The organism is Micromonospora sp. WMMD964 (genome assembly GCF_029581455.1).
In the GTDB taxonomy this organism is placed as follows: domain Bacteria; phylum Actinomycetota; class Actinomycetes; order Mycobacteriales; family Micromonosporaceae; genus Micromonospora.
Genome location: NZ_CP120860.1, coordinates 1744009 through 1764927, shown reverse-complemented (window position 1 = coordinate 1764927; position 20919 = coordinate 1744009). Strand labels below are relative to the sequence as shown.

Sequence of the window (20919 nt, the reverse complement as noted above, 5' to 3'; positions counted from 1 at the left end):
CCGGGTCATCGAGGTACACGAGCCCGTCGGCGGTCACGCCGGCGTCGCAGCCCCGACAGCACCGGCACAGCGACCAGGACCGCCAGGATGAGTCCCACAGCGAACGCCCAGAACGGCGGCGGCCCGTAGTGAGGGCGGCCGGACTCGCGTACCGCTCCGCTGATCGCGAGGTCGGCGGCGACCGACAGGTCGGTGATGCCCTCCGGCGTCCGGAAGAGCACGTCCGGCGCTGTCGCGCCCCGACGGAGCACGACGAGTTCCACCGCCTCGGTGCCGGGCTCGTGGTACGGCCCCCACGCGACGTCGTGCTCCTCCGGGAGGTCCTCCGCCTCCGGCCCCGGCACGCCGACCAACGCGACCGCCTCGTCCGCCGAGCGCCACCCGAGCAGTTGCACGAACGAGCGGGAGCGCAGCGGCGGGAACGCCGCACCGACCGACGGGGTGCCGTCGGCACTGGACCGCGTCGCCACCGTCCAGGTACGCGGGTAGGACGGCACCGGGCAGTCGGCGCAGGTGGACCGGCCGAGGACGGCCACCGAACGACCGTCCGGCAGCCAGGAGCCGGCCCCGGCGAGCCTCCCACCGGCCAGCGGCAGCTTCCGGTACGGCTCGGCGAGCCGATCCGCACCCGCGTCGTCCACCCGGACCAGCCAAACCTCGTCGCGGACCTGGAGGGCGAGTTCGCCGCCGTCCGGCGACAGCGCGGCCGTGCGCCCCGGCGGGATCCAGGCGCTGTCGACAGGCACCCGCAGCACGTCCGCCGCCCGATCCCGGTCGTAGACCCCGACGTACGGGGTGGAGTAGGTGTTCGGGGACGTGAACGTGGTGTCCGGGTCGGCGTAGACCAGGCGTTTCCCGTTCGGCCCGAAGGCGAGCGGGTATCCGTCCGGGCGGTCCGGGCTGGTCTTCCCGGTCTTCAGGTCGATGAGGGAGTCACCCACCCAGGCGTACCGACCGTCCGGGGAGAGCACTGCCTCGAAACCCGCCACGGCCGGATCGCCGTCCAGCACGCGGTAGCGGTCGTCGTCCGCGGCCACCACACCCATCCGCGTCTCGAACCAGTTGGTGCGCACCGCGGGACCACCGAAGAGCATCGCCGCCACGCCAGGTGCCGAGTAGCCCACGGAGGCGGTCCGCAGCGGTGGATCGACGAGCCTGGTCGGCAGGCCGGGGTTGTCGTGACGCGGGCCGGCGGGCAGCGGCAGGGCCACCGGGTGCAGCGCGTACCCGGTGCCGAGGAGCAGGACCAGGACGGCGAGCGCGCCGGCGACGGCGGCCCGGCGACGACGGTGCCGGGTCCGCGCCGTGTCGAAGAGCCCGTCCGGTACGCGTGCCGGTGGCACGTCGGCGGCGAGGCGGCGCAGCGCCTCGGAGAGTCGGGCGGTCATCGGGAGGTCACCTCCTGCGCGCTCCGGCCGACGAGTTCGGCCAACTCGGGGGCGAGTGTCCGCAGCCGGCCCAGGGCGTGCCGGGTCTGACTCTTCACGGTGCCCACCCGGCAGCCGAGCAGTGCGGCCGTCTCGGTCTCGGTGCGGTCCTCGTAGTAGCGCAACACGAGAACCGCACGCTGTCGTACGGTCAGCCGGGCCAGTGCCGTCCAGAGCACCAGGCGCACGTCGGTGTCGTCGCCCGGGTCGGGTCGTTCCGGCACCACCCCGTCCAGGCGCTCGGGTGGGCGGGCCCGCCGTCGGCGCCACCAACTGGCCGCCTGGGTGCAGAGCACCCGACGCAGGTAGGCGTGCGGGTCCGCGACCCGCTCCCACCGCACCGCGACCCGAGCCAGCGCCACCTGGACCAGGTCCTCGGCGTGGTGCCGGTCACCGGTCAACAGGTACGCGAGCCGAGTCAGCCCGGCGGTCTCGGCCCGGACGAAGTCGGCGAAGCCGTCCCGGGTGCGGTCCTCAGTCGTCAACGGATCGCCCTCCTCACCGGGATAGACGCACGGCGGGTCCGCCACGGAGGGAACCAACGGGCGATCAGTCGTGCAGCGGGGTCGGATCGGTCGGCAGCGCGGTGGGGGCGGTCCGCCGGCCACCGAGCACCACCACCGCCACACCGGCCAGCAGCAACGCCATCCCCAGCAGCGCGTACGGGCGGGGGACCTGACCCAACCAGGCCCACCCGAGCACTGCCGCGCCGGGTGCCTCCAGCAGGATCAGCACGCTCACCGTGGTCGCCGAGATCTTCTGCAGGGCGTAGTTGAACATCGAGTGCCCGAGCAGTTGGGCGCCGACCACCAGAGCGAGGATGGCCAGCCAGGTGCGCCCGTCGAACCCGGTCAGGCGTACGCCGCCGACCAGGCACATGGCCAGCAGGATCAGCGCGCAGATCCCGTAGCAGATGGTGGTGTAGGTGGCGGTGCTGATGCTGGTCCGGGCCCGTTCGCCGAAGGCGGTGTAGACGGCGGCGAACATGGCGCCGGTCAGTGCCAGCACGTCGCCGAGGACGGCCCGGCCGGAGACGCCCACGTCCACACCGGTGGCGATCGCCGCGCCGCCGACCGCCACCGCGATGCCGATCCACACGATCCGGGGCAGCGGTCGCCCCTGGGCGCGGGCGATCAGCCCCTGCCAGACCGGCTGGGTGGCGACCAGCGCGGTGGAGGTGGCGACCGTGGTGAGCTGGGCGCTCGGCACCCAGGTCGCGAAGTGCCCGGCCAGCGCGACCCCGGACAGGACGCAGAACAGGCCCTCCCGACGGCCCGCGCCGACGGTCAGCCGACGGAACTCGGCGCGACGCCGGGCCAGCGAGAACGGGCCCAGCACGGCGACCGCGAGCAGGTTGCGCCAGAACGCGATGGCCAGCGCGGGCGCGGCGGCGTACGCGATCAGCGGCGCGGACGACGACACCGCGACCACGGCCAGGCCGACGGCGCCGGTGGTCAGCGGGTCCAGGGAGGGCCGGTGCGAAGGTGGGGGCACGGGACGTAATCCTCACACGTATGACGGACAGCACGGAGGGTCATCACTCCGTTACGATCACGCGCGTCCGCGCCGGCGACCCTCGACCGCCCGGAGGCGCTCCCCCATGCCCACCTACCAGGCGGTGCTGTTCGACTTCTTCGGCACCCTGACCCGCTCGGTGCAGCGCGGAGTCGCGCACGCCGGCACTGCCGAGCTGCTCGGCTGTCACACCGACACGTTGACCGAGGTGTTGGACCGCACGTACTACGAACGGGCCACCGGCCTGCTCGGCAACGCGGAGGCGACCCTTCGCTGGGTGTGCGCCCAGGCCGGCGTACACCCCAGTGACCATGCGGTGCGGGCGGCCGTGGCGTCCCGACACCGGGCGGTCCGCGCGGACACCTGGTTACGGGCCGACGCCGTGCCGGTGCTCGCGGCCCTCCGTGGGCGCGGCCTGCGCACCGGCGTGATCAGCGACTGTACGCACGAACTTCCGGCCTTTCTGCCCCAGCTCGCCATCGCCCCCCTGCTCGACGTGCGGGTCTTCTCGGTGCAGGTCGGACGGTGCAAACCGGATCCGGCGCTCTACCTGACCGCCTGCCGGCGACTCGGGCTGACGCCCGGCGACTGCCTGTACGTCGGCGACGGCGGCAGCCAGGAGTTGACCGGCGCCGAACGGGCCGGGATGACCGCCGTTCGGCTCGCCGCGCCGGATCTGGCCACGCACATGGTGTTCAACGCCGACCTGGACTGGCAGGGGCCCACGCTCGGCACCCTGGGCGAGGTGCTCGACCTCGTCGACAGCGACGCCGAGATGATGGGGGTCGGCGGCCGGCCGGGGTGACGACCGATCAGCGACGACGGACCCGGTGCAGGCGGAACGGCTTGCGGGTGGCCCGGACCGCCGGCGTGGCCCGGGGTGGCTCGGTCTGCGCGTCGGCCGGCAGGTCCGCGCCGGCCAGCGGTGTTCCCGCCGGGACGAGCCGGTTCACCGCGCACCCGTCGGCGGCCCAGCGGGCCACCAGGTCGGCCGTCGGGCCGGGCGCGTTGAGGCGCTTCGCCGCGACCAGCGGCGCGACGGTGTCCCACGCCTCGGTGCCCGGCTGCACCCGGCTCACCGTCGCCGGCCAGGTGACGATCCGACCGCCGTGGTCGCCACGCAGCGACACCTGTGCCTCGGTCGCGTCGGCCAGACCCGGCGCCGCCTGCTCACCCGGCCCGCTGACCACCAGGAGCGCGCCTTCGAGTGGCGCGCACCAGAGCGCGAGCGCCGGGCCACCCGAGACGCTCACCCAGGCCACCGCGGCCTTCTTCATCGCCTCGTCGACAAGCGGCGTCGACCCGTGCCCGTCGTCAGTCACAGTGACATCCTCCCGCATCGGCGTCCGGGCTCAGCCCACGAACGGCGGGACGGCGATCTCACCCCGGGCCACCGGCATCACCTGCCCGGCGACCGTCGCGCCGACCGCCACGCCGTTCGCCGCGGTGACCGTGCAGGCCAGCGCCGACGGACGGTTCATCTCCACACCCTGACGGACCGCGAAGCGGGACAGCCCCTCGCCCGGCAGCAGACCGGTCGCCACCAGCCAGACGCCCAGGCCGAGCGCCGCCGAGCCGGTCGCCGGGTCCTCCGGAATGCCGATCCCCGGCACGAAGACCCGGGCGTGTGCGGTTTGGGCGGCCGCGTCCCAGGAGAAGACGCTGACGTGCGAAACCCCGTACCGCTGCGCCGCGGCCGCGTTCACCTGGGCGCGGGCCAGCGACTCCGGACGCACCGGCAGGTACGGAAACTCCAACCCGCAACCGGCGACGCGTGGTGCCGGGCCGACGTGGTCGTCCGCGACCAGCCCGGCGATCTCCAGCAGGGGCTCCGGATCCAACTCCGGCCCGAGGGTGGGTGTGCCACCGGTCAACGTCGCACCGGAGGAGGTCACCTCGATCGGCAGCACCCCGGCGTGGCACTCCTGGGTGACCGGCCCCACACCGAACAACCCCCGCCGGCTCGCGGTGACCGCCGCGCCGACGCTCGGATGCCCGGCGAACGGCAACTCCTCCACCGGCGTGAAGATCCGGGCCCGGTAGGTGACGCCGACCTGGGTGGGTGGCAGCACGAACACCGTCTCGGAGAGGTTGAACTCCAGCGCGAGTGCCTGCATCTGCTCCGTGGCCAGCCCTTCCGCGCCGAACACCACGGCCAGCGGGTTACCGGCGAAGGGGCGGTCGGTGAAGACGTCCACGATCTCGTAGGCCAAGGTCGACATGTTGATAAACACTAGGCGCTTAGGCTGGTGCCCGTGAGCACGCCGACCCGGGTCTACATCGCCCGTCTCGCCGGAGTCGCCGTCTTCGACCCGAACGGTGACCAGGTGGGGCGGGTTCGTGACGCCGTGGCACGGCTGCGGGCGACCACACGCCCGCCGGAGGTGGTCGGCCTCGTCGCCGAGATGCCGATGCGTCGCCGGATCTTCCTGTCCATCAACCGGATCACCTCCATCGACGCGGACGCCGTCGTGCTCGGCTCCGGCACCCTCAACCTGCGCCGGTTCGAGAAGCGCCCGAACGAGCTGCTGGTGCTGCAGGAACTGCTCGACCGACGGGTGCAACTCGACCCGGGCGGCCAGCCCGGCGCGGTCGTGGACGTCGCGATGGAGTGCTCCCGGGGCGGCGAGTGGTCACTGACCCGGGTCGCCGTACGGGAGCAGACCGGTCGACTCACCCGTCGTGGCCACCTGCACCAGGTCGAGTGGGACCGGGTGCGCGGGCTCAGCGGCATCGCCGACAACCGGGGTACGGCGAACCTGCTCGCCGTACTGGAGGACATGCGTCCCGCCGACCTCGCCAACGCGTTGCAGGACCTGCCCGACCTGCGACGCAACGAGGTCGCCGCCGCACTGGACGACGAGCGGTTGGCCGACGTGCTCAGCGAGCTGCCGGAGCACGACCAGGTGGAGATCCTCGCCGCCCTCGACCGGGAACGGGCCGCCGACGTCCTGGAGGAGATGGACCCCGACGACGCCGCGGACCTCCTCAACGAACTGCCCCCACCGGAGCAGGACGTCCTGCTGGACCTGATGGAGCCGGACGAGGCCGACCCGGTACGTCAGCTGCTGAAGTACACCCCCGGCACCGCGGGCAGCGTGATGACCTCGGAGCCGGTCATCCTGCCGCCGGACGCCACGGTCGCCGAGGCACTGGCCCGGATCCGGGAACCGCAACTCTCCCCCGCCGTCGCCGCCCAGGTCTTCGTGACCCGGGCGCCGCAGAACACGCCGACCGGGCGCTACCTGGGCATGGTGCACTTCCAGGCGCTGCTGCGCGAACCACCCGCCGACCTGCTCGGCAAGGTCGTGGTCAACGACATCGACCCGCTGCGCCCCACCACGCCGCTGCCGGAGATCACCCGCCGGATGGCCACCTACGACCTGGTCGCCATGCCGGTCATCGACCGGAACAACCGGCTCGTCGGCGCCGTGACGGTGGACGACGTGCTGGACCACTCGCTGCCCCGCGACTGGCGCGACCGCGACGCCCTGCCCGCCCCGGGCGCCACCGACGTCGTGCTGGACGGCGCGGATGGCTGAGCAGCGGCGGGCCGAACGGCTGGACCAGCCCCGCGAGCCCCGGGGCATCAAGCTGCCCCGCTTCGACGCGGAGGCGTTCGGCAGGTGGTCGGAGGGCATCGCGCGGGGCATGGGGACCGCGAACTTCATCGTCGTCATGACGGTGGTGATCACCATCTGGTTCGTCTGGAACACGTTGGCCCCGGCGGACCTGCGCTTCGACCCGTACACCTTCACGTTCCTGACCCTGGTGCTGTCGTTGCAGGCGAGCTACGCCGCGCCGCTGATCCTGCTGGCCCAGAACCGGCAGGCCGACCGGGACCGGTTGGCGTTGGAGGAGGACCGGCGGCGGGCCACCGCGCAGAAGGCGGACACGGAGTACCTGGCCCGGGAGATCGCGGCGCTACGGATCGCGCTGGGTGAGGTGGCGACCCGCGACTTCCTCCGTTCCGAGCTGGCCCGGCTGGCCGAGGAGCTGGACGAGGCGGGGCAGCGCCGGCAACGGCTGGAACGCCGGCAGCAGGAGAAGGAGAGCCGGCAGGAGCGGCGTGGGCAGCGGTCGACCGACGGTGTCGGCCTGGACGAACCCCGCGACGACCTGGACGGCGACGTCACCCGCGACGCCCGACCGGACGGCACCGGGCCGCGCCGGTCCGACGGCTGACCAACGGGCCATCGATTGGCTCACACCGCCCCGGGCAGCGGCGGCAGGGGATGCCCCGCGACGTAGCATTGCGGGCATGTCAGCACCCGTGAGCACCGTCGAGGACGCGATCCAGGCCGCCCTGGCCACCGTCAACGACCCGGAGATCCGCCGGCCCATCACCGAGCTGGGCATGGTCCGCTCCGCCACGATCGCTGCCAGCGGCGTCGTACGCGTCGAGCTGCTGCTCACCGTCGCCGGATGCCCGCTCAAGGACAAGCTGCGGGGCGACATCACCGCCGCCGTCGCCGCGGTGCCCGGCGTCACCGGAGTGGAGATCGACTTCGGGGTGATGACGCCCGAGCAGCGGCAGTCGTTGCAGTCGCAGCTACGCGGCGGCGGCGCCACCGAGGAGCCGGTCATCCCGTTCGCCCAGCCCGGCTCACGTACCCGGGTCTACGCGGTGGCCAGCGGCAAGGGTGGCGTCGGCAAATCCAGCGTGACCGTCAACCTGGCGGCGGCCCTCGCCGCCCGCGGGCTCTCCGTCGGCGTGGTCGACGCCGACATCTACGGCCACTCGGTGCCCCGGATGCTCGGCGCGGACGGCCGACCCACCCGGGTCGAAGACATGATCATGCCGCCGCAGTCGCACGGCGTGAAGGTCATCTCGATCGGCATGTTCACCGCCGGCAACGCCGCGGTGGTGTGGCGCGGCCCGATGCTGCATCGGGCGTTGCAGCAGTTCCTGGCCGACGTCTACTGGGGTGACCTGGACGTGCTCCTGCTGGACCTCCCCCCGGGCACCGGTGACGTGGCCATCTCGCTGGCCCAGTTGCTGCCCAACTCGGAGATCCTGGTGGTCACCACCCCGCAGGCCGCCGCCGCCGAGGTGGCGGAACGGGCCGGTGCGATCGCCCTGCAGACCCACCAGCGTGTGGTCGGCGTCATCGAGAACATGTCCTGGCTGGAGCTGCCGGACGGCTCCCGGATGGAGATCTTCGGGGCGGGCGGTGGCACGGCCGTCGCCGAGTCGCTGAGCCGGACCATCGGCGCCCAGGTGCCGCTGCTCGGGCAGATCCCGCTGGACACCCGGGTCCGTGAGGCCGGCGACGCGGGCAACCCGATCGTGCTGGCCGAGCCGGAGTCCCCGGCCGCGACGGCGCTCGGCACGATCGCCGACCGGCTCGCGGTACGCCGTGAGTCGCTGCTCGGCAAGCCGCTCGGCCTCAAGCCCGCCGGCCGCTGACCGGCGCGAACATCGTCAGCCCGTCGGCCGCCCACCGGTCGGCGGGCTGAGCCGTCTCGTGATCGACTCGACTTCCCCGATGTCGGGGCATCCGGCGCTGGTGGACAGGCCGACTTCCGGAAATCCGAGTCGATCACCGCCGGGCAGAGGCTCAAGCGGTGTGCGCGGCGGGTCGGTCAGGTGGCGTCGTCGTAGCTGACGCGGGGGGCCGGCGCCGAGGGGGTGCTGGTGGCCGTGCTGGGCCGGGCCCCGCCCGAGCGCACGTCGGCGGCGTTGGCCACGTCCTTCAGGTCGTCGTGCACGCTGCTGACGTCCGCGCGGAGGTTGTCGTAGACACCCTGCAACGGCTTGCGGATCGCCGCCTCGTCCTCCTCGCTGAGGAGGTGCTTACGGATGAACGCCTTCGGGTGCAGATCCTCGAGCTGGATGTCGGTGCCCAGCTCGCGACTCAGGTCGCCGGTGGCGTTGCGGGCCATGTTGCGCAGGTTGCGCACCAACCGCAGGCCGTCGGTGATGACCGCGGGCAACCGGTCCCCGAAGATCAGCAGCGCCAGGAGCAGCAGCGCTCCGATCTCCCACCAGTTCAGGTTGTCGAGCATCCCGTTGGCCTCCTCTCGGCGTCAGCAGCAAGACTACGCACGCCGGGCGGCGTTCGGGCAAGGGGTGAGCCGCTGTTCACTTCGCGTCCGCGGCAAGTCTCACCGAGGTGTTCTGCCGGGCGGAGCCTCGCCGAAACTCGACCGTCACCACCGAACCCGGCGCGTACTTGCGGACCAGCGCGGTCAGGTCCGTCGGCTCGGTCATCGGCCGCCCATTGATCTTGAGGATCACGTCGCCGACCTTCAAGCCGGCGCTGTCCGCCGGGCCGGACGGCTCCACCGCCGCCAACCGGAGGCCACCCCCGACGACTCCGGTCGGGCCCTCCACCCGGGCGCCGATCACCGTACGCCGGGCCTTGCCGGTGCCGATGATGTCCTGGGTCACCCGCTTGGCCTGGTTGATCGGGATCGCGAAGGCGAGGCCGATGTTGCCCGCCTCCTGCCCCTCGGCGACCAGGGACTTGATCGTGGAGTTCACGCCGACCACCCGCCCGGCGCCGTCGACCAACGGGCCACCCGAGTTGCCGTGGTTGACCGCGGCGTCGGTCTGGATGGCCGCGTAGTAGCGCACCGGCCCGCCCGGCTCGCCTGCCTGCATCGTCCGGTCCAGCGCACTGACGATGCCGGCGGTCACCGTGTTGGCGAGCGACAGCGGCGAACCCATGGCGAGCACCGGGTCGCCGACGGCGAGGGCGTCCGAGTCGCCGAACTCCACCGCCTGCAACCCGGGACGACTCACCTTGATCACGGCGATGTCCGATTCCGGGTCCTGACCGACGATGGTCGCCGGCGCGCTGCTGCCGTCGTTGAAGACCACCGAGGCCTTGCCGGTGCCACCGGCCACCACATGGTCGTTGGTGATCACGTGGCCGTCGGCGGTGGCGATGAAGCCGGAGCCTTCGCTGGTCCCGCCGAGGCTGCTCACCCGGACGGTGACGACGCTGGGCAGGACCCGTTCGGCGACACCGGCCAGTGACTCGGGTTTGCGCTGGGCCAGCGCCGGTGCCTCTGCCGGCGCCCCGCCGAGCACCGTCCCACCCGCGTTACCGCGAACCGCGAACGCGTAGCCCAGCGCGCCGCCGAGGGTGCCGGCCAGCAGCGCGGTGATCACGGGGATGAGCAGCAGGTGACGCAGTGTCGGTCGGCCCGGCGCGTCCGGGTCGGTGACCGATTCCGGCTCGGTGCCGGCCACCGCCACCCCCGGAACCACCACCGCGGTCGGGGCCGCCGGGTCCCGCCAGGGATCGGCGAGCGCGTCCGACCACCAGGGCGACGCCCCGGACGCGGACGCGGCCGGCCAGCTCGACGCCGGCCCGGCGTTCGGCCCACCCGCCGCCGGAGGGTGCCCGGGTGCCGGCCGACTCGGCGACGGCGCACCGGCCACCGGAGGATGCCCGGGTGTCGGCCCCGGCCCGCCTGACGGCACGCTTGACGCGTAGCCGGCCTCCGGCGTGGTCGGCGACCCGGCCGGAGGATTCCCCGCCCCGGGCGGTCGCGCCGGAGTCTCACCGCCCCGGCGCCAGTCCCAGCCGTCGGTCACGTCGGTGCCTCCCAGTCCGTCCCGGATCCCGCGCCCGCGTCGCCCGGCCACGGGCCGGTTCGGTCGCGCCTGACGGGATACCGCCTCCAGGATTGCACGGATGTACGCGGTGGAGTCACCGGTTGCCCCGCCGATCGCGACAGTCGGAGGCGCGGCTGCGCCCCACGGCGGTCGCCTCTACGCTCACAGTGCCAACCCGCCCCCGCACCACGCACCGCCCCGGAGGTGCCCCATCGCCACGGTCGCCGGTTCCGGCAGTTCGACGGCCCAGGCTCAGCAGTTCGCCGAGTCGTACGTCACCGAGGATCTCGTCCTGCGTACCGCCCGTAGCCTGGCCCGGGAGGTGGGCCTCGACGCGGTCACCCCCGGCGCGGGGGCCGCGCTGCGGCTGCTGGCCGCCGCCGGCAACGCGCGCGCCGTGGTGGAGATCGGCACCGGCACCGGAGTGAGCGGAGTCTGGTTGCTGCGTGGCATGCGCGCGGACGGGGTGCTCACCACGATCGACGTGGAGGTGGAGCACCAACGGATCGCCCGACGCATCTTCAGCGAGGCGGGCTTCCCCGCCGGCCGTACGCGGATCATCACCGGTCGTGCGCTGGACGTGCTACCCCGGCTCGCCGACGGCGCGTACGACCTGGTGTTCGTGGACGCGGAGGCGACCGGCTTCCACGCCTGCGTGGAGGCCGCGCTGCGGCTGTTGCGCCCGGGGGGTGTGCTCGCGCTCAACGGTGTGCTGGCCGGAGGCCGGATCGGCGACCCGGCGGCTCGGGACGCGGAGACGGTGACGGTCCGCGAAACGATCAAGGCGGTCCGGGAGTCGGAGCACTGGATTCCGGCGCTGCTCCCGGTCGGGCACGGGCTGCTCGCCGCGGTGAAGTGCTGACCCTGGTCAGGTGAAGTGCTGACCAGGGTCAGTCGATGCCGGCCAACCAGCGGAGCAACGACCTGACGCCCCAGCCGGTCGCGCCTCGGCTGACCTCGGCGTGGTCACCGTCGGCCCAGGACGGGGCCGACATGTCCAGGTGCAGCCAACGGTCTCGTAGGTCGCCGGTGAACTCGCGAAGGTACAGGGCGGCCAGCACCGAACCGGCACCCTGCGTGGGGGCGCTGTAGAGGTCGGCGATCTCGCTACCCAGGTATTCCACGTAGTCGGTGTGCAGGGGCATCCGCCACGCCGACTCGCCGGCCGCCTCGGCTGCGGCCAGCACGTCCGCGGCCAGTCGGTCGTTCTCGCTGTACAGCGCGGCGGTGCGCTTGCCCAGGGCCACGGCGTTGGCGCCGGTGAGGGTGGCGAGGTCGACCAGCAGGTCCGGCTTGAGCTGCCGCACCGCGTACGCCAGCGCGTCGGCGAGGACCAGGCGGCCCTCCGCGTCGGAGTTGGTCGTCTCGCTCGTCGTGCCGCCGTAGTGCGTGATGACGTCGCCGGGCCGGAACGCCGCGCCGCTGACCATGTTCTCGGCGAGCGGAGCCAACGTGGTGACCCGGACCGGCAGCCGCAGCTCGGCGGCTCCGAGGGTGGCGGCGACGACCGCCGCCGCGCCGGCCATGTCCTTGCGCATCAGCTTCATCGCCGGCACCGGCTTGATCGAGATGCCGCCGGTGTCGAAGGTGATGCCCTTGCCGACCAACACCACGTGGGTGCGTGCGTCGGCCGGGTGCCAGTCCAGTTCGAGGAGCCGTGGGGCGCTGGCCGAACCACCCCCCACGGCGAGGATTCCGCCGAAGCCCTCGGCGGCGAGTTCGGCCGGCCCACGGACCCGCAGTCGCAGGTCAGGAAGATCGGCGGCGGCGGAGGTCACCTGGTCGGCGAACCACTGCGGGGTCTTCACCGAGGAGGGGGTGTTGGTCAGGTCCCGGGCGAGGTGGGTCATCGTCGCGGTGGTCCGGGCGGCGGCCACGGTGGCCTCGAACGAGGTGGGATCGGGGAGGAGGAGGTCGACGCTGTCGAGCGCCGGCGCGGTGTCGGCCTCGGTCAGTCGGAACCGGTACGGCGCGAGCAGCAGCCCTTCGGTGAACCCACGGACCTCGGCCGGAGTCACCCCGATCGGCAGCGCGATGGTGATATGCGTCTCATCCGTGGCGGAGCGGGCCAGTGCGGCGCCGGCCGTCCGCCAGGCCGCCTCGCCACCGTCTCCGACGCCGAGCAGGAGCATCCGACCGGGGGTACGCCCGGGACGCAGCTGAGTGTGGATCTCGCCGGCCCGGCCGGTCAGTCGGGCGGCGGGCACCAGCGCGGCGGCCTCCTCGACAGTGCCGTCCGGGGGCGCGACGGCGGTCGGGACGAGCTCGGCCGGGTCGGCGGCACGGACAGGCAGAACCAGGACGTCGAGCCGGTCGGGCTCGGCGATCAGACGGATGGCGAGCACGCGGGACCGTACCTCCAGGAAAGTGTCGCGGAGCGGAACCCAACCCGCCTGCCCGCAGCGATGAAGACCCTGAGCCACCGGCGGTACCGGTGGCTCAGGGTCCGAAAGAACGCTCCGGGCGGCCTGCGCCGCCCGGACCACTCCTTACTCAGCCGGCCGCTGCCTTCAACGCGTCACCGAGCGCGTTGGCCTCGTCGGGAGTCATCTCGACGACGAGCCGGCCACCGCCCTCCAGCGGGACCCGCATGACGATGCCCCGACCCTCCTTGGTGACTTCCAGCGGACCGTCGCCCGTCCGCGGCTTCATCGCCGCCATGTTGTCTCCCCTCAGACCTACACCAGGGTCGGTGGGTTGCCCCACAGCCACTTCGTCACGACCACCCGCAACGGTCGCGGGGGTGTCGACAGACGATTTTCCCTGATGAACACCGCCGGACCCAAACCGGAGCAGCATTGATGTAACAGCATCTAGCTTATCTTGAGAAGGCCTGTCACAATGTGCGGTCATGCAGGCACGGTCGGCACTCTTCGACCTGTACGGCGACCACCTCCGTCCGAGGGGTGGCCGGGCACCGGTCGCTGCCCTGGTCAAGCTACTGGCGCCGCTGGGAATCGCGCCGCCCGCCGTTCGCACCGCCGTGTCCCGGATGGTGCGCCAGGGTTGGCTCGAGCCCCTCCGGCTGGTCTCCGGACCGGGATATTCGATCACACCGAAAGCAGCGCGCCGACTCGACGAGGCAGCGGCGCGGATCTACCGGACCGGCCGGGTCACCTGGGACGGCCGATTCGATCTGCTGGTGCTGGAGGCACCCGGCTCCCGACGGGACCGGCAGCGGCTCGCCGCCAATCTGAGCTTCCTCGGCTACGGCACGCTCGACGAGCAGACCTGGGTCGCCACCCGCCCGGCCGACGACGTGGACCTGCTCCTCGCCGAGGCCGGCATCCGCTTCGAGCGGTTCACCGCCGCGCACCACGCCGGCACCCCCGGCGCCATGGGTGTGGTCCGGCGCGCGTGGAACCTGACCGAGATCGGCCACGCCTACGAGCGGTTCGTCGCGGACCAGCGTCCGCTGCTCGCGGCGGTCACCGTACGCAGCAGCGACGAGGAGGCGTACGCGACGCGGTTCCGACTCGTGCACGCGTGGCGTACGTTCCTCTTCCGGGACCCGCAACTGCCCCCGGCGCTGCTGCCCGAGCGTTGGCCGGGCACCGCCGCGGCCAGCTTCTTCGACCGGCACGCGGCACGTCTGCGTCCGGCCGCCGACCGGTACGTCGAGCAGTGCCTCGACTCCGGCAACCGCCTCGTACGACAGAAGGGTCGTTAGACACGTGACCGAGCCGCTGCTGGTCGACCGGACCGACGCCGTCGTCACCCTCACGCTGAACCGGCCCACCGCGATGAACGCCCTCGACGTGGCGCTCAAGGAGGCGTTGCGCGACACCCTGGCGCAGTTGGAGACCGACCGGTCCTGCCGCGCGGTCGTGCTGGCCGGTGCGGGTGGGTCGTTCAGCGCCGGTCAGGACCTGCGCGAACACGTCGCCACCCTGGAAAGCTCCGCGAGCGACCCGCTGGGCACCGTGCGGGCGCACTACAACCCGATCGCCGCCCGGCTGGCCAACCTGCCCAAGCCGGTGATCGCCGCGGTCCGTGGAATGGCCGCCGGGGCCGGCGCGTCGCTGGCGTTCCTCGCCGACATCCGCATCGGTGGTCCGACCACGAGTTTCCTGATGGCCTTCGCCAAGGTCGGCCTCGCCGCCGACACCGGCGCCTCGTGGACACTGCCTCGACTGGTCGGCCACGCCAAGGCGGTGGAGTTGCTGATGCTGGCCGAGCCGGTCCGCGCCGAGGAGGCCTGCCGGCTCGGGCTGCTCAACCGGCTGACCGACGACGACGAGCAGGTGCTGCCCACCGCCCAGGAGTTGGCCGCCCGCCTCGCCGCCGGGCCCACCGTCGCGTACGGGGCGATCAAGCGGCAACTCTCCATCGCCGACGCCGGCACCCTCGCCGACGCCCTCGCGGCCGAGGCGCAGGCCCAGTCGATCTGCGGCGCCACCGCCGACCACCGGGCGTCCACGCTCGCCTTCGTCGCCAAGCAGAAACCGGTGTTCGAGGGACGCTGAACGCGATTCGGACACCGCCCTTACCGTCCTCGAACACGGGCCGCCTAACGTCGGCCGCTATGAGCGATCGTGAAGCGGTGGCACACCTGCTGCGCCGGGCCACCTTCGGTCCGACCGCCGACGAGGTGGACGCGGCCGAGCGGGCCGGGCCGGCAGCGACGTTGGATCGGCTGCTCGACCCGGGTCGGGCCGACCGGGGGGCTGCGGCCACCCCGCCGCCCACCCTGGCCCCGGACCCGTACGCCGCGCTGACCAAGGAATCCACCCGGGAGCAGCGGCAGAAGGCGAACGCGGAACGCCGCGAGCAACTCCAGCAGGTCACCGGGTGGTGGCTGGACCGGATGGTGGCCGCCGAGGACGGGCTGACCGAGAAGCTCCTCTTCTTCTGGCACGGGCACTGGGCCACCAGCGCCCAGAAGGTCAAGTCCGCCCGGACGATGCTGGGCCAGTTGGACACACTGCGCCGGCACGGGCGGGGGCCGCTGGGCCCACTGGTCGCCGCGATGGTGCGCGACCCTGCCCTGATCATCTGGTTGGACGGGCAGAAGAACACCCGCAAGGCACCGAACGAGAACCTGGCCCGCGAGCTGATGGAGTTGTTCACTCTCGGCATCGGCAACTACACCGAGGCGGACGTGAAGGCCGGGGCTCGCGCCCTCACCGGCTGGGTGGTCGACCGGCAGACCGGCGTGGCCCGCTTCGAGGCGAAGCGACACGACCCCTCCGAGAAGACCATCCTCGGGCAGACCGGGCGGTTCGACGCCCCGGCGTACGCCGGGCTGCTCGCCGCCCAACCCACGGCCGCGACGTTCGTGGCCGGTCGGCTCTGGTTCCGCTACGCCGGCACCGAGATCCCGGCACCGGGCGGCCTGGCCGGCGCGGACACCGTGGCGACACTGCGCGCGATCTTCTCGTCCCCGGCGTTCGCGCAGACCCGGGGCACGTTGGTCAAGCAGCCGGTGGAGTGGCTGGTGGGCGCGCTACGGCAGCTCGGCGTACGGCCCTCCGCGCTGCCCGAGCAGCAACGCAAACAACTGCTGGCCGGTCTGAACGCGCTGGACCAGGTGCCGCTGCGACCGCCGAGCGTGGGCGGCTGGCCCGCCGGGGCGGCCTGGTTGACCACCTCGTCGTTGCAGGCCCGGCTACGGACGGCCGGGATGCTCGCCGCCGCCACGGCGCCGACGGTGCTGGCCCGACTGACCGCCGCCCCCACCGCCGGCCGTCCGGACGCGTTGGCCCGGCTGCTGGTGGTCGACGGCTGGGGCCCACGCACCCGGGCCGCCCTGACGCCGCTGGCCGGTGAACCCCGCAAACTGCTGGCCGCCGGCCTGGTCAGCCCCGAGTACACAGTCAGCTGAGCGGAGGAGTCGACATGGACACGGTGACCCGACGCAGGTTCCTGGTGACCAGCGGGGTGGTCGGCGCGGGTGCGCTGGCCGCCGGGGCCGGCGCGTACACGATGCGGGACCTGCTGGAGACCAGCGGCGACCGCGATCCAGAGGCCCGCACGCTGGTGCTGGTGACCCTCTACGGCGGCAACGACGGCCTCAACACGGTCATCCCGTACGGCGACCCGGCCTACCGGGCGGCCCGCCCCGAGCTGGCGTACCCGGACTCGGAGGTGCGGCGACTGGACGACGACTTCGGCCTCAACCCGGCGCTGGAGGGTCTGCACCAGCGCTGGTCGAAGGGTGGGCTGGCGATCGTGCGCGGGGTCGGCTACCCGAAGCCGGACCGCAGCCACTTCCGGTCGATGGACATCTGGCACACCGCGCAGCCGGACCGGCCGGGCAACACCGGGTGGCTGGGGCGGTGGTTGGACCGGGCAGGTGGCGACCCCCGACTGGCGGTCTCCTTCGAGCCGGCGCTGCCACCGCTGCTGGCCGGGGCGCAGAGCGCCGGTGCCGCGGTGCCGGTCACCGACCGGAAGGCCGCCAAGGGGCTGCCGGCGCAGACACTCACCGCGTTCGAAGCCGCCGAGCCGGGTGAGTCCGCCGCGCGGGCCCGGGCCGCCGCCTGCTTCGCCGACCTGCGCTCGGTGGACGAGATGATCCGCGAGGTCCGCGACTCCGACGACCCGGACCTGGCGGACCCGGACGGCGAGCAGGCCCCGGCGACCGCCACCGGCGGGGCGAAGACCCCGCTGGACGCCCAACTGGATCTGGTCGCACAGTGCGTCGAGGCGGGAGTGTCCACGCGGGTCTTCTCGGTGTCGCTCGGCGGTTTCGACACGCACGCCGACGAGAAGCAGTTGCAGGCCGTCCTGCTGGGTCAGCTCGACCGTGCGTTGACCGGGTTCGCCGAGCGGATGAGTCGCACCGAGGCGGGGCGGAAGGTGGTGGTCGCGGTCTACTCCGAGTTCGGCCGTCGCGTCCGGGCCAACGCCTCCGACGGCACCGACCACGGCACCGCGTCGGACGTGCTGCTGCTCGGCGCGGGCGTCCGCGGCGGCTGGCACGGGGCAGCGCCGAGCCTCACCGACCTCGACGACGGGGACCTGAAGTTCACCACCGACTTCCGGGACGTCTACGCCACGCTGCTCGAACGCGTGCTGGACACCGACCCGGGCCCGGTCCTCGCCGACTGGAAGGGCCGACTGGACAAGCTTTTCTAGTCGTCCTCTTCCGGGTCCTGGTTGGCCTCGGCGCCCAGCACGAACGCCTGCATGGCCAGCTCGTCGCCGGCCGGTGACACGAAGGCGGGCAGCTCACGCGGGCCCAGCTCCTGCACGTAGGACCAGAACAGGCGGACCGCCTCGGCCGGTGTGCCGGCCTCGATCGGCAGGTCGAGGCTGACCAGCCAGGTGCGCCGGGCCGGTGGCGGGCCGAGCTGGTCGGCCAACGCCCGGAAGGCCGCCGGGTCCAGCGGGCTCACCGGCCCGTCGAGGGTCAGCAGGTCGGCCGGCACCGGCTCGTCGAAGGCCCGACGGGTGTACGCCACGACCAGCGCCCCCGGCTCGACAGCGGACTGCGGGTCGTCCGGGTCTTCCCGGTGGCGTCGACCCGTGGCGGCGACCCGGCCGAGGGCCACCAGCCGGGGCGGCGCGTCGACCAGCACCGCCACCTGGTCCCCCGGGCCCGGCCGGGCGACGTCGGCCAGCCCGGTCAGCTCCAACGTGTCGTGGTGCACGAGCCGCTCGGCTTCGTACCGCTCGGCGGGCAGCAGCACCGCCCAGGTGCCCACCCCGTCGGCGCGGCCGGATCCGTCGGCCCGGTACGCGGTCTCGGTCGTCATGCCTGCCATCCCATCATGCCGCCGGTGGGAGGGTGACGTGACAGCCGACGATGTGATCGTCGACCATGCCGGTCGCCTGCATCAGCGCGTACGCGGTGGTGGGCCCGACGAACCGGAAGCCGCGCTTCTTGAGAGCCTTGGCCATCGCCGTCGACTCGGCGGTGATCGGTGCGAGCTCGGCGAACGAGGCGGGGCGGGCCGGTCGGCGCTCCGGCGCGAAGGACCAGAGCAGCGCGGACAACCCTTCCGGCACCTCCAGGGCGGCACGGGCGTTGGCGATCGCCGCTTCGATCTTGGCCCGGTTGCGGACGATGCCCGCGTCGGCGAGCAGCCGGGCCACGTCGGCGTCGTCGTACCCGGCGACGGTCGGGAGGTGGAACTCGTCGAAGGCCAGCCGGAACGCCGGACGTTTGCGCAGGATGGTCAACCAGGACAACCCCGACTGGAACGCCTCCAGCGTCATCCGCTCGTAGAGCGCGTCGTCGCCGTGCAGGGGCCGCCCCCACTCGGTGTCGTGGTAGACGGCGTAGTCGGGGGTGCTCGACCCCCACGCGCAGCGAGCCAACCCGTCGGCACCGATCACCAGGTCCGTCACCTCGTACACGCTAGGGCATCGCACCGACACCCCATTGCCACCCGCCGTTCGGCTGCCTATGGTGCTTGTTACCGGCCGGTAAGTCGGGGTCACGCAGCGGTGCGTCCCGCCCGGCGACGGCGAGCGGAGGCCGCGCGATGAAGGAGTTCCCCGACGTCATCGCCTGGTCGATCCCGGCCTTCGTGCTGCTCATCGTGCTGGAACGGGTCTCCTACCTGCTGCACCGCGACGACGACGAGGTCGGCTACGGCGCCGCCGACACCGCGACCAGCCTGGCGATGGGTCTGGGCAGCATCTTCACCGACCTGCTCTGGAAGGTGCCGATCGCCGCCGCGTACGCGCTGCTCTACGCGCTCACCCCGCTGCGGGTGGCCGAGATCTGGTGGACCTGGCCGGTGATCCTGCTCGCCCAGGACTTCTTCTACTACTGGTCCCACCGCGGCCACCACGTGATCCGGATCCTCTGGGCCTCGCACGTGGTGCACCACTCGTCGGAGCGGTTCAACCTCTCCACCGCGCTGCGCCAGCCGTGGACCGGGCTGACCAGTTGGGTCTTCTACATCCCGTTGATCCTGGCCGGCGTACACCCGGCGGTGGTCGCGTTCTGCGGCTCGGTCAACCTGATCTACCAGTTCTGGATCCACACCGAGCGCATCGAGAAGCTGCCGCGCTGGTACGAGGCGGTCTTCAACACCCCGTCGCACCACCGGGTCCACCACGCCTCGCAGGGCGGCTACCTGGACCGCAACTTCGGCGGCATCCTGATCGTCTGGGACCGGCTCTTCGGCTCGTTCGCGCCGGAGCGGGAGCGCTGCGTGTACGGCCTCACCAAGAACGTGGGCAGTTACAACCCGCTCCGGGTGGCCTTCCACGAGTACGCCTCGATCGCCCGGGACCTCCGCGCCGCGGTGACCTGGCGGCATCGGGCGGCGTACCTCTTCCGGGCGCCGGGCTGGCAGCCCGCACCGGGTGTGGTCAGGGCAGCCGGCCCTGCTCGACCAGACGGGCGAACCTCTTCAGCGCCTGGGTGAGACCGATCTTGGAGCCGGGCCAGAGCAGCGGCCAGGCCACCCGACCGGCCCGACCACCCGGCAGGTGGAACCACTCGTGCCAGACCACCTGGGTGCGGGCCCGGCCGAGCTGGGTGCAGCGCAGCACGCCCGGGCCGCGCAGCAACTGGCCGTGGTGCACCACGCCGATCTCGTAGGGTTCGTCGACCCGGACCACCCGCATCTCGTCGCGCAGCGTGGCCCGGCCGAGCGCGGTCACCGCCTCGATCCGGCTGCCCTCGCGGCCGTCGCCCTCGACCACCCGCACGCGGGTGAAGGGGATCCAGTCGGACTGACGCTCCCAGGCGAGCAGCGCGGCGAAGACCCGCTCCGCCGGAGCGTCGACGATCACCGTGGCGGTCACCTCACCGGCACCGGGTTGGGCCGCCTCCCGAAGGTCGTCGACGCCTCCGGGGTCGGTCACGCCGTCTCCGACCGGACCACCGCGTCGCGCTGCCCGGCACCGTCGGTGGGCACGCCGTCGGTCTGCTCACGGTCGGCCGGGTCAGCGCCGGTCGGCGCCACGGCCGGTGCGACGCCGTCGGAATCCGCCGGGGACGAGGTGGCGGCGGGCGGCTCCGCCGCGCCGGCCGAGCCGACCGGCGACGAGCCGGACCCGGCGTCGCCGTCCAGCGGCGCGTCCTCGCCCGGCTGTGCCGCGTCGGCGTCCGTCACCTTGACGGCGGACTGCTCGCGGGCCTGACGCAGCGCGTCCGCGTCGTCGGTGCGCCCCTCACGCAACGCGATGACCTCCGACTCCAGTACGCCGATCAGCTCGGACTTGTAGCCGATGTCGTAGGCGGCACGGCGCATCGCCTGATCGACCTGGGCCATCCGGTACCCGCGCAGGGCGGTGTCGAAACGGACCGCCCCCACGTCGGATTCGCGCAGCGGGCGGGTGCTCGGCAACGCCACGGCCTGGGAATCCGGCTCGGCCGGCACCAGGCCGGGATCACGGCCGCTGACCAGCACCGTCACGCCGAAGACAACCGCCGCGACGGTCAATGCCACGACCAGGAGGAGCAGAAGCTGACCCATGTACTGATCGTGGCATGGCAGCCGT

23 protein-coding genes are annotated in these 20919 nt (G+C 72.9%); 10 read left to right on the top strand and 13 right to left on the bottom strand.

All coding sequences use genetic code 11. The annotated features are described in order from the left end of the window. Nucleotides 1-5: 5 nt before the first annotated feature. From O7616_RS08280 to O7616_RS08270, 3 genes are all read right to left on the bottom strand, one after another. Nucleotides 6-1388, bottom strand: a complete 1383-nt coding sequence (locus tag O7616_RS08280) for a hypothetical protein (protein WP_282306287.1) — start codon at nt 1386-1388, stop codon at nt 6-8. Further along, entirely contained in the window at nt 1385-1912 is a 528-nt protein-coding gene (locus tag O7616_RS08275) for a SigE family RNA polymerase sigma factor (RefSeq protein ID WP_282306286.1), read from the bottom strand. The genes O7616_RS08280 and O7616_RS08275 overlap by 4 nt, the downstream gene beginning before the upstream one ends. Nucleotides 1913-1976: 64 nt before the next feature. Further along, on the bottom strand, nt 1977-2921 hold the full coding sequence (locus tag O7616_RS08270) for a DMT family transporter (protein ID WP_282306285.1): 945 nt from the start codon (nt 2919-2921) through the stop codon (nt 1977-1979). A gap of 106 nt (nt 2922-3027) precedes the next feature. Here O7616_RS08270 and O7616_RS08265 point away from each other — a divergent pair, with 106 nt between their 5' ends. Beyond that, a complete protein-coding gene (locus tag O7616_RS08265) occupies nt 3028-3747 on the top strand; it encodes an HAD family hydrolase (RefSeq protein ID WP_282306284.1) in 720 nt (239 codons plus the stop codon). Nucleotides 3748-3754: 7 nt separating this feature from the next. Here the strand turns inward: O7616_RS08265 and O7616_RS08260 are convergent, their stop codons facing one another. After that, nucleotides 3755-4282: a hypothetical protein gene (locus O7616_RS08260; protein ID WP_282306282.1), complete on the bottom strand. Its 528-nt coding sequence runs from the start codon at nt 4280-4282 to the stop codon at nt 3755-3757. Between the two features lie 12 nt (nt 4283-4294). Beyond that, entirely contained in the window at nt 4295-5164 is an 870-nt protein-coding gene (locus O7616_RS08255) for a PhzF family phenazine biosynthesis protein (RefSeq protein WP_282306281.1), read from the bottom strand. Between the two features lie 33 nt (nt 5165-5197). Between O7616_RS08255 and O7616_RS08250 the strand changes: the two genes are divergently transcribed. From O7616_RS08250 to O7616_RS08240, 3 genes are all read left to right on the top strand, one after another. After that, the gene (locus O7616_RS08250) at nt 5198-6484 is read left to right on the top strand and encodes a CBS domain-containing protein (protein ID WP_282262774.1); all 1287 of its coding nucleotides are present in this window, start codon (nt 5198-5200) and stop codon (nt 6482-6484) included. Further along, entirely contained in the window at nt 6477-7127 is a 651-nt protein-coding gene (locus O7616_RS08245; RefSeq protein ID WP_282306280.1) for a DUF1003 domain-containing protein, read from the top strand. Before O7616_RS08250 ends, O7616_RS08245 begins: the two co-directional genes overlap by 8 nt. Nucleotides 7128-7203: 76 nt before the next feature. Further along, nucleotides 7204-8352: an Mrp/NBP35 family ATP-binding protein gene (locus tag O7616_RS08240; RefSeq protein WP_282262778.1), complete on the top strand. Its 1149-nt coding sequence runs from the start codon at nt 7204-7206 to the stop codon at nt 8350-8352. A 176-nt stretch (nt 8353-8528) separates the two neighbouring features. Here the strand turns inward: O7616_RS08240 and O7616_RS08235 are convergent, their stop codons facing one another. Together O7616_RS08235 and O7616_RS08230 are read right to left on the bottom strand one after the other, a co-directional pair. Then, a complete protein-coding gene (locus tag O7616_RS08235) occupies nt 8529-8951 on the bottom strand; it encodes a preprotein translocase subunit TatB (protein WP_282262780.1) in 423 nt (140 codons plus the stop codon). 76 nt (nt 8952-9027) lie between these two features. Beyond that, nucleotides 9028-10335 carry a trypsin-like peptidase domain-containing protein gene (locus O7616_RS08230; RefSeq protein ID WP_282306279.1) on the bottom strand — a complete coding sequence of 436 codons (1308 nt, stop codon included), beginning with the start codon at nt 10333-10335 and terminating at the stop codon, nt 9028-9030. Between the two features lie 388 nt (nt 10336-10723). Here O7616_RS08230 and O7616_RS08225 point away from each other — a divergent pair, with 388 nt between their 5' ends. Further along, complete coding sequence (locus O7616_RS08225) at nt 10724-11374, top strand: O-methyltransferase (protein WP_282264684.1); 651 nt, start codon at nt 10724-10726, stop codon at nt 11372-11374. 28 nt (nt 11375-11402) lie between these two features. Here the strand turns inward: O7616_RS08225 and O7616_RS08220 are convergent, their stop codons facing one another. Then, complete coding sequence (locus tag O7616_RS08220; protein WP_282306278.1) at nt 11403-12857, bottom strand: leucyl aminopeptidase family protein; 1455 nt, start codon at nt 12855-12857, stop codon at nt 11403-11405. 148 nt (nt 12858-13005) lie between these two features. Continuing rightward, entirely contained in the window at nt 13006-13173 is a 168-nt protein-coding gene (locus O7616_RS08215) for a DUF3117 domain-containing protein (RefSeq protein WP_007455245.1), read from the bottom strand. A gap of 190 nt (nt 13174-13363) precedes the next feature. On the opposite strand from O7616_RS08215, the gene O7616_RS08210 reads away from it, so the two are divergent. Genes O7616_RS08210 through O7616_RS08195 form a run of 4 tightly spaced genes read left to right on the top strand, consistent with a single transcriptional unit; the run spans nt 13364 to nt 17592 of the window. Then, nucleotides 13364-14182 (top strand): PaaX family transcriptional regulator C-terminal domain-containing protein, encoded by an 819-nt coding sequence (locus O7616_RS08210; RefSeq protein WP_282262785.1) that lies wholly within the window; start codon nt 13364-13366, stop codon nt 14180-14182. A 4-nt stretch (nt 14183-14186) separates the two neighbouring features. Beyond that, complete coding sequence (locus O7616_RS08205; RefSeq protein ID WP_282306277.1) at nt 14187-14978, top strand: enoyl-CoA hydratase-related protein; 792 nt, start codon at nt 14187-14189, stop codon at nt 14976-14978. 59 nt (nt 14979-15037) lie between these two features. Continuing rightward, a complete protein-coding gene (locus O7616_RS08200; RefSeq protein ID WP_282306276.1) occupies nt 15038-16336 on the top strand; it encodes a DUF1800 domain-containing protein in 1299 nt (432 codons plus the stop codon). 14 nt (nt 16337-16350) lie between these two features. Further along, complete coding sequence (locus tag O7616_RS08195) at nt 16351-17592, top strand: DUF1501 domain-containing protein (RefSeq protein WP_282306275.1); 1242 nt, start codon at nt 16351-16353, stop codon at nt 17590-17592. On the opposite strand, the gene O7616_RS08190 is transcribed toward O7616_RS08195, so the two are convergent. Beyond that, a complete protein-coding gene (locus tag O7616_RS08190) occupies nt 17589-18212 on the bottom strand; it encodes a hypothetical protein (protein WP_282306274.1) in 624 nt (207 codons plus the stop codon). The genes O7616_RS08195 and O7616_RS08190 overlap by 4 nt on opposite strands. 13 nt (nt 18213-18225) lie before the next feature. Beyond that, nucleotides 18226-18807 carry a DNA-3-methyladenine glycosylase I gene (locus tag O7616_RS08185; protein ID WP_282262794.1) on the bottom strand — a complete coding sequence of 194 codons (582 nt, stop codon included), beginning with the start codon at nt 18805-18807 and terminating at the stop codon, nt 18226-18228. A gap of 137 nt (nt 18808-18944) precedes the next feature. On the opposite strand from O7616_RS08185, the gene O7616_RS08180 reads away from it, so the two are divergent. Further along, the gene (locus O7616_RS08180; RefSeq protein WP_282306273.1) at nt 18945-19838 is read left to right on the top strand and encodes a sterol desaturase family protein; all 894 of its coding nucleotides are present in this window, start codon (nt 18945-18947) and stop codon (nt 19836-19838) included. On the opposite strand, the gene O7616_RS08175 is transcribed toward O7616_RS08180, so the two are convergent. Both O7616_RS08175 and O7616_RS08170 read right to left on the bottom strand, forming a co-directional pair. Continuing rightward, nucleotides 19783-20280 (bottom strand): SRPBCC family protein, encoded by a 498-nt coding sequence (locus O7616_RS08175; RefSeq protein WP_282262797.1) that lies wholly within the window; start codon nt 20278-20280, stop codon nt 19783-19785. The genes O7616_RS08180 and O7616_RS08175 overlap by 56 nt on opposite strands. Beyond that, the gene (locus O7616_RS08170) at nt 20277-20894 is read right to left on the bottom strand and encodes a DivIVA domain-containing protein (protein ID WP_282306272.1); all 618 of its coding nucleotides are present in this window, start codon (nt 20892-20894) and stop codon (nt 20277-20279) included. The genes O7616_RS08175 and O7616_RS08170 overlap by 4 nt, the downstream gene beginning before the upstream one ends. Nucleotides 20895-20919: the final 25 nt, after the last annotated feature.

Bases quoted from the DNA above. Each gene is read 5' to 3' on its own strand.
- O7616_RS08255 (WP_282306281.1), bottom strand. From the start codon at position 5,164: ATGTCGACCTTGGCCTACGAGATCGTGGACGTCTTCACCGACCGCCCC.
- O7616_RS08190 (WP_282306274.1), bottom strand. From the start codon at position 18,212: ATGACGACCGAGACCGCGTACCGGGCCGACGGATCCGGCCGCGCCGAC.
- O7616_RS08265 (WP_282306284.1), top strand. From the start codon at position 3,028: ATGCCCACCTACCAGGCGGTGCTGTTCGACTTCTTCGGCACCCTGACC.
- O7616_RS08195 (WP_282306275.1), top strand. From the start codon at position 16,351: ATGGACACGGTGACCCGACGCAGGTTCCTGGTGACCAGCGGGGTGGTC.
- O7616_RS08280 (WP_282306287.1), bottom strand. From the start codon at position 1,388: ATGACCGCCCGACTCTCCGAGGCGCTGCGCCGCCTCGCCGCCGACGTG.
- O7616_RS08240 (WP_282262778.1), top strand. From the start codon at position 7,204: ATGTCAGCACCCGTGAGCACCGTCGAGGACGCGATCCAGGCCGCCCTG.
- O7616_RS08170 (WP_282306272.1), bottom strand. From the start codon at position 20,894: ATGGGTCAGCTTCTGCTCCTCCTGGTCGTGGCATTGACCGTCGCGGCG.
- O7616_RS08210 (WP_282262785.1), top strand. From the start codon at position 13,364: ATGCAGGCACGGTCGGCACTCTTCGACCTGTACGGCGACCACCTCCGT.
- O7616_RS08235 (WP_282262780.1), bottom strand. From the start codon at position 8,951: ATGCTCGACAACCTGAACTGGTGGGAGATCGGAGCGCTGCTGCTCCTG.
- O7616_RS08260 (WP_282306282.1), bottom strand. From the start codon at position 4,282: ATGCGGGAGGATGTCACTGTGACTGACGACGGGCACGGGTCGACGCCG.
- O7616_RS08180 (WP_282306273.1), top strand. From the start codon at position 18,945: ATGAAGGAGTTCCCCGACGTCATCGCCTGGTCGATCCCGGCCTTCGTG.
- O7616_RS08215 (WP_007455245.1), bottom strand. From the start codon at position 13,173: ATGGCGGCGATGAAGCCGCGGACGGGCGACGGTCCGCTGGAAGTCACC.
- O7616_RS08200 (WP_282306276.1), top strand. From the start codon at position 15,038: ATGAGCGATCGTGAAGCGGTGGCACACCTGCTGCGCCGGGCCACCTTC.
- O7616_RS08245 (WP_282306280.1), top strand. From the start codon at position 6,477: ATGGCTGAGCAGCGGCGGGCCGAACGGCTGGACCAGCCCCGCGAGCCC.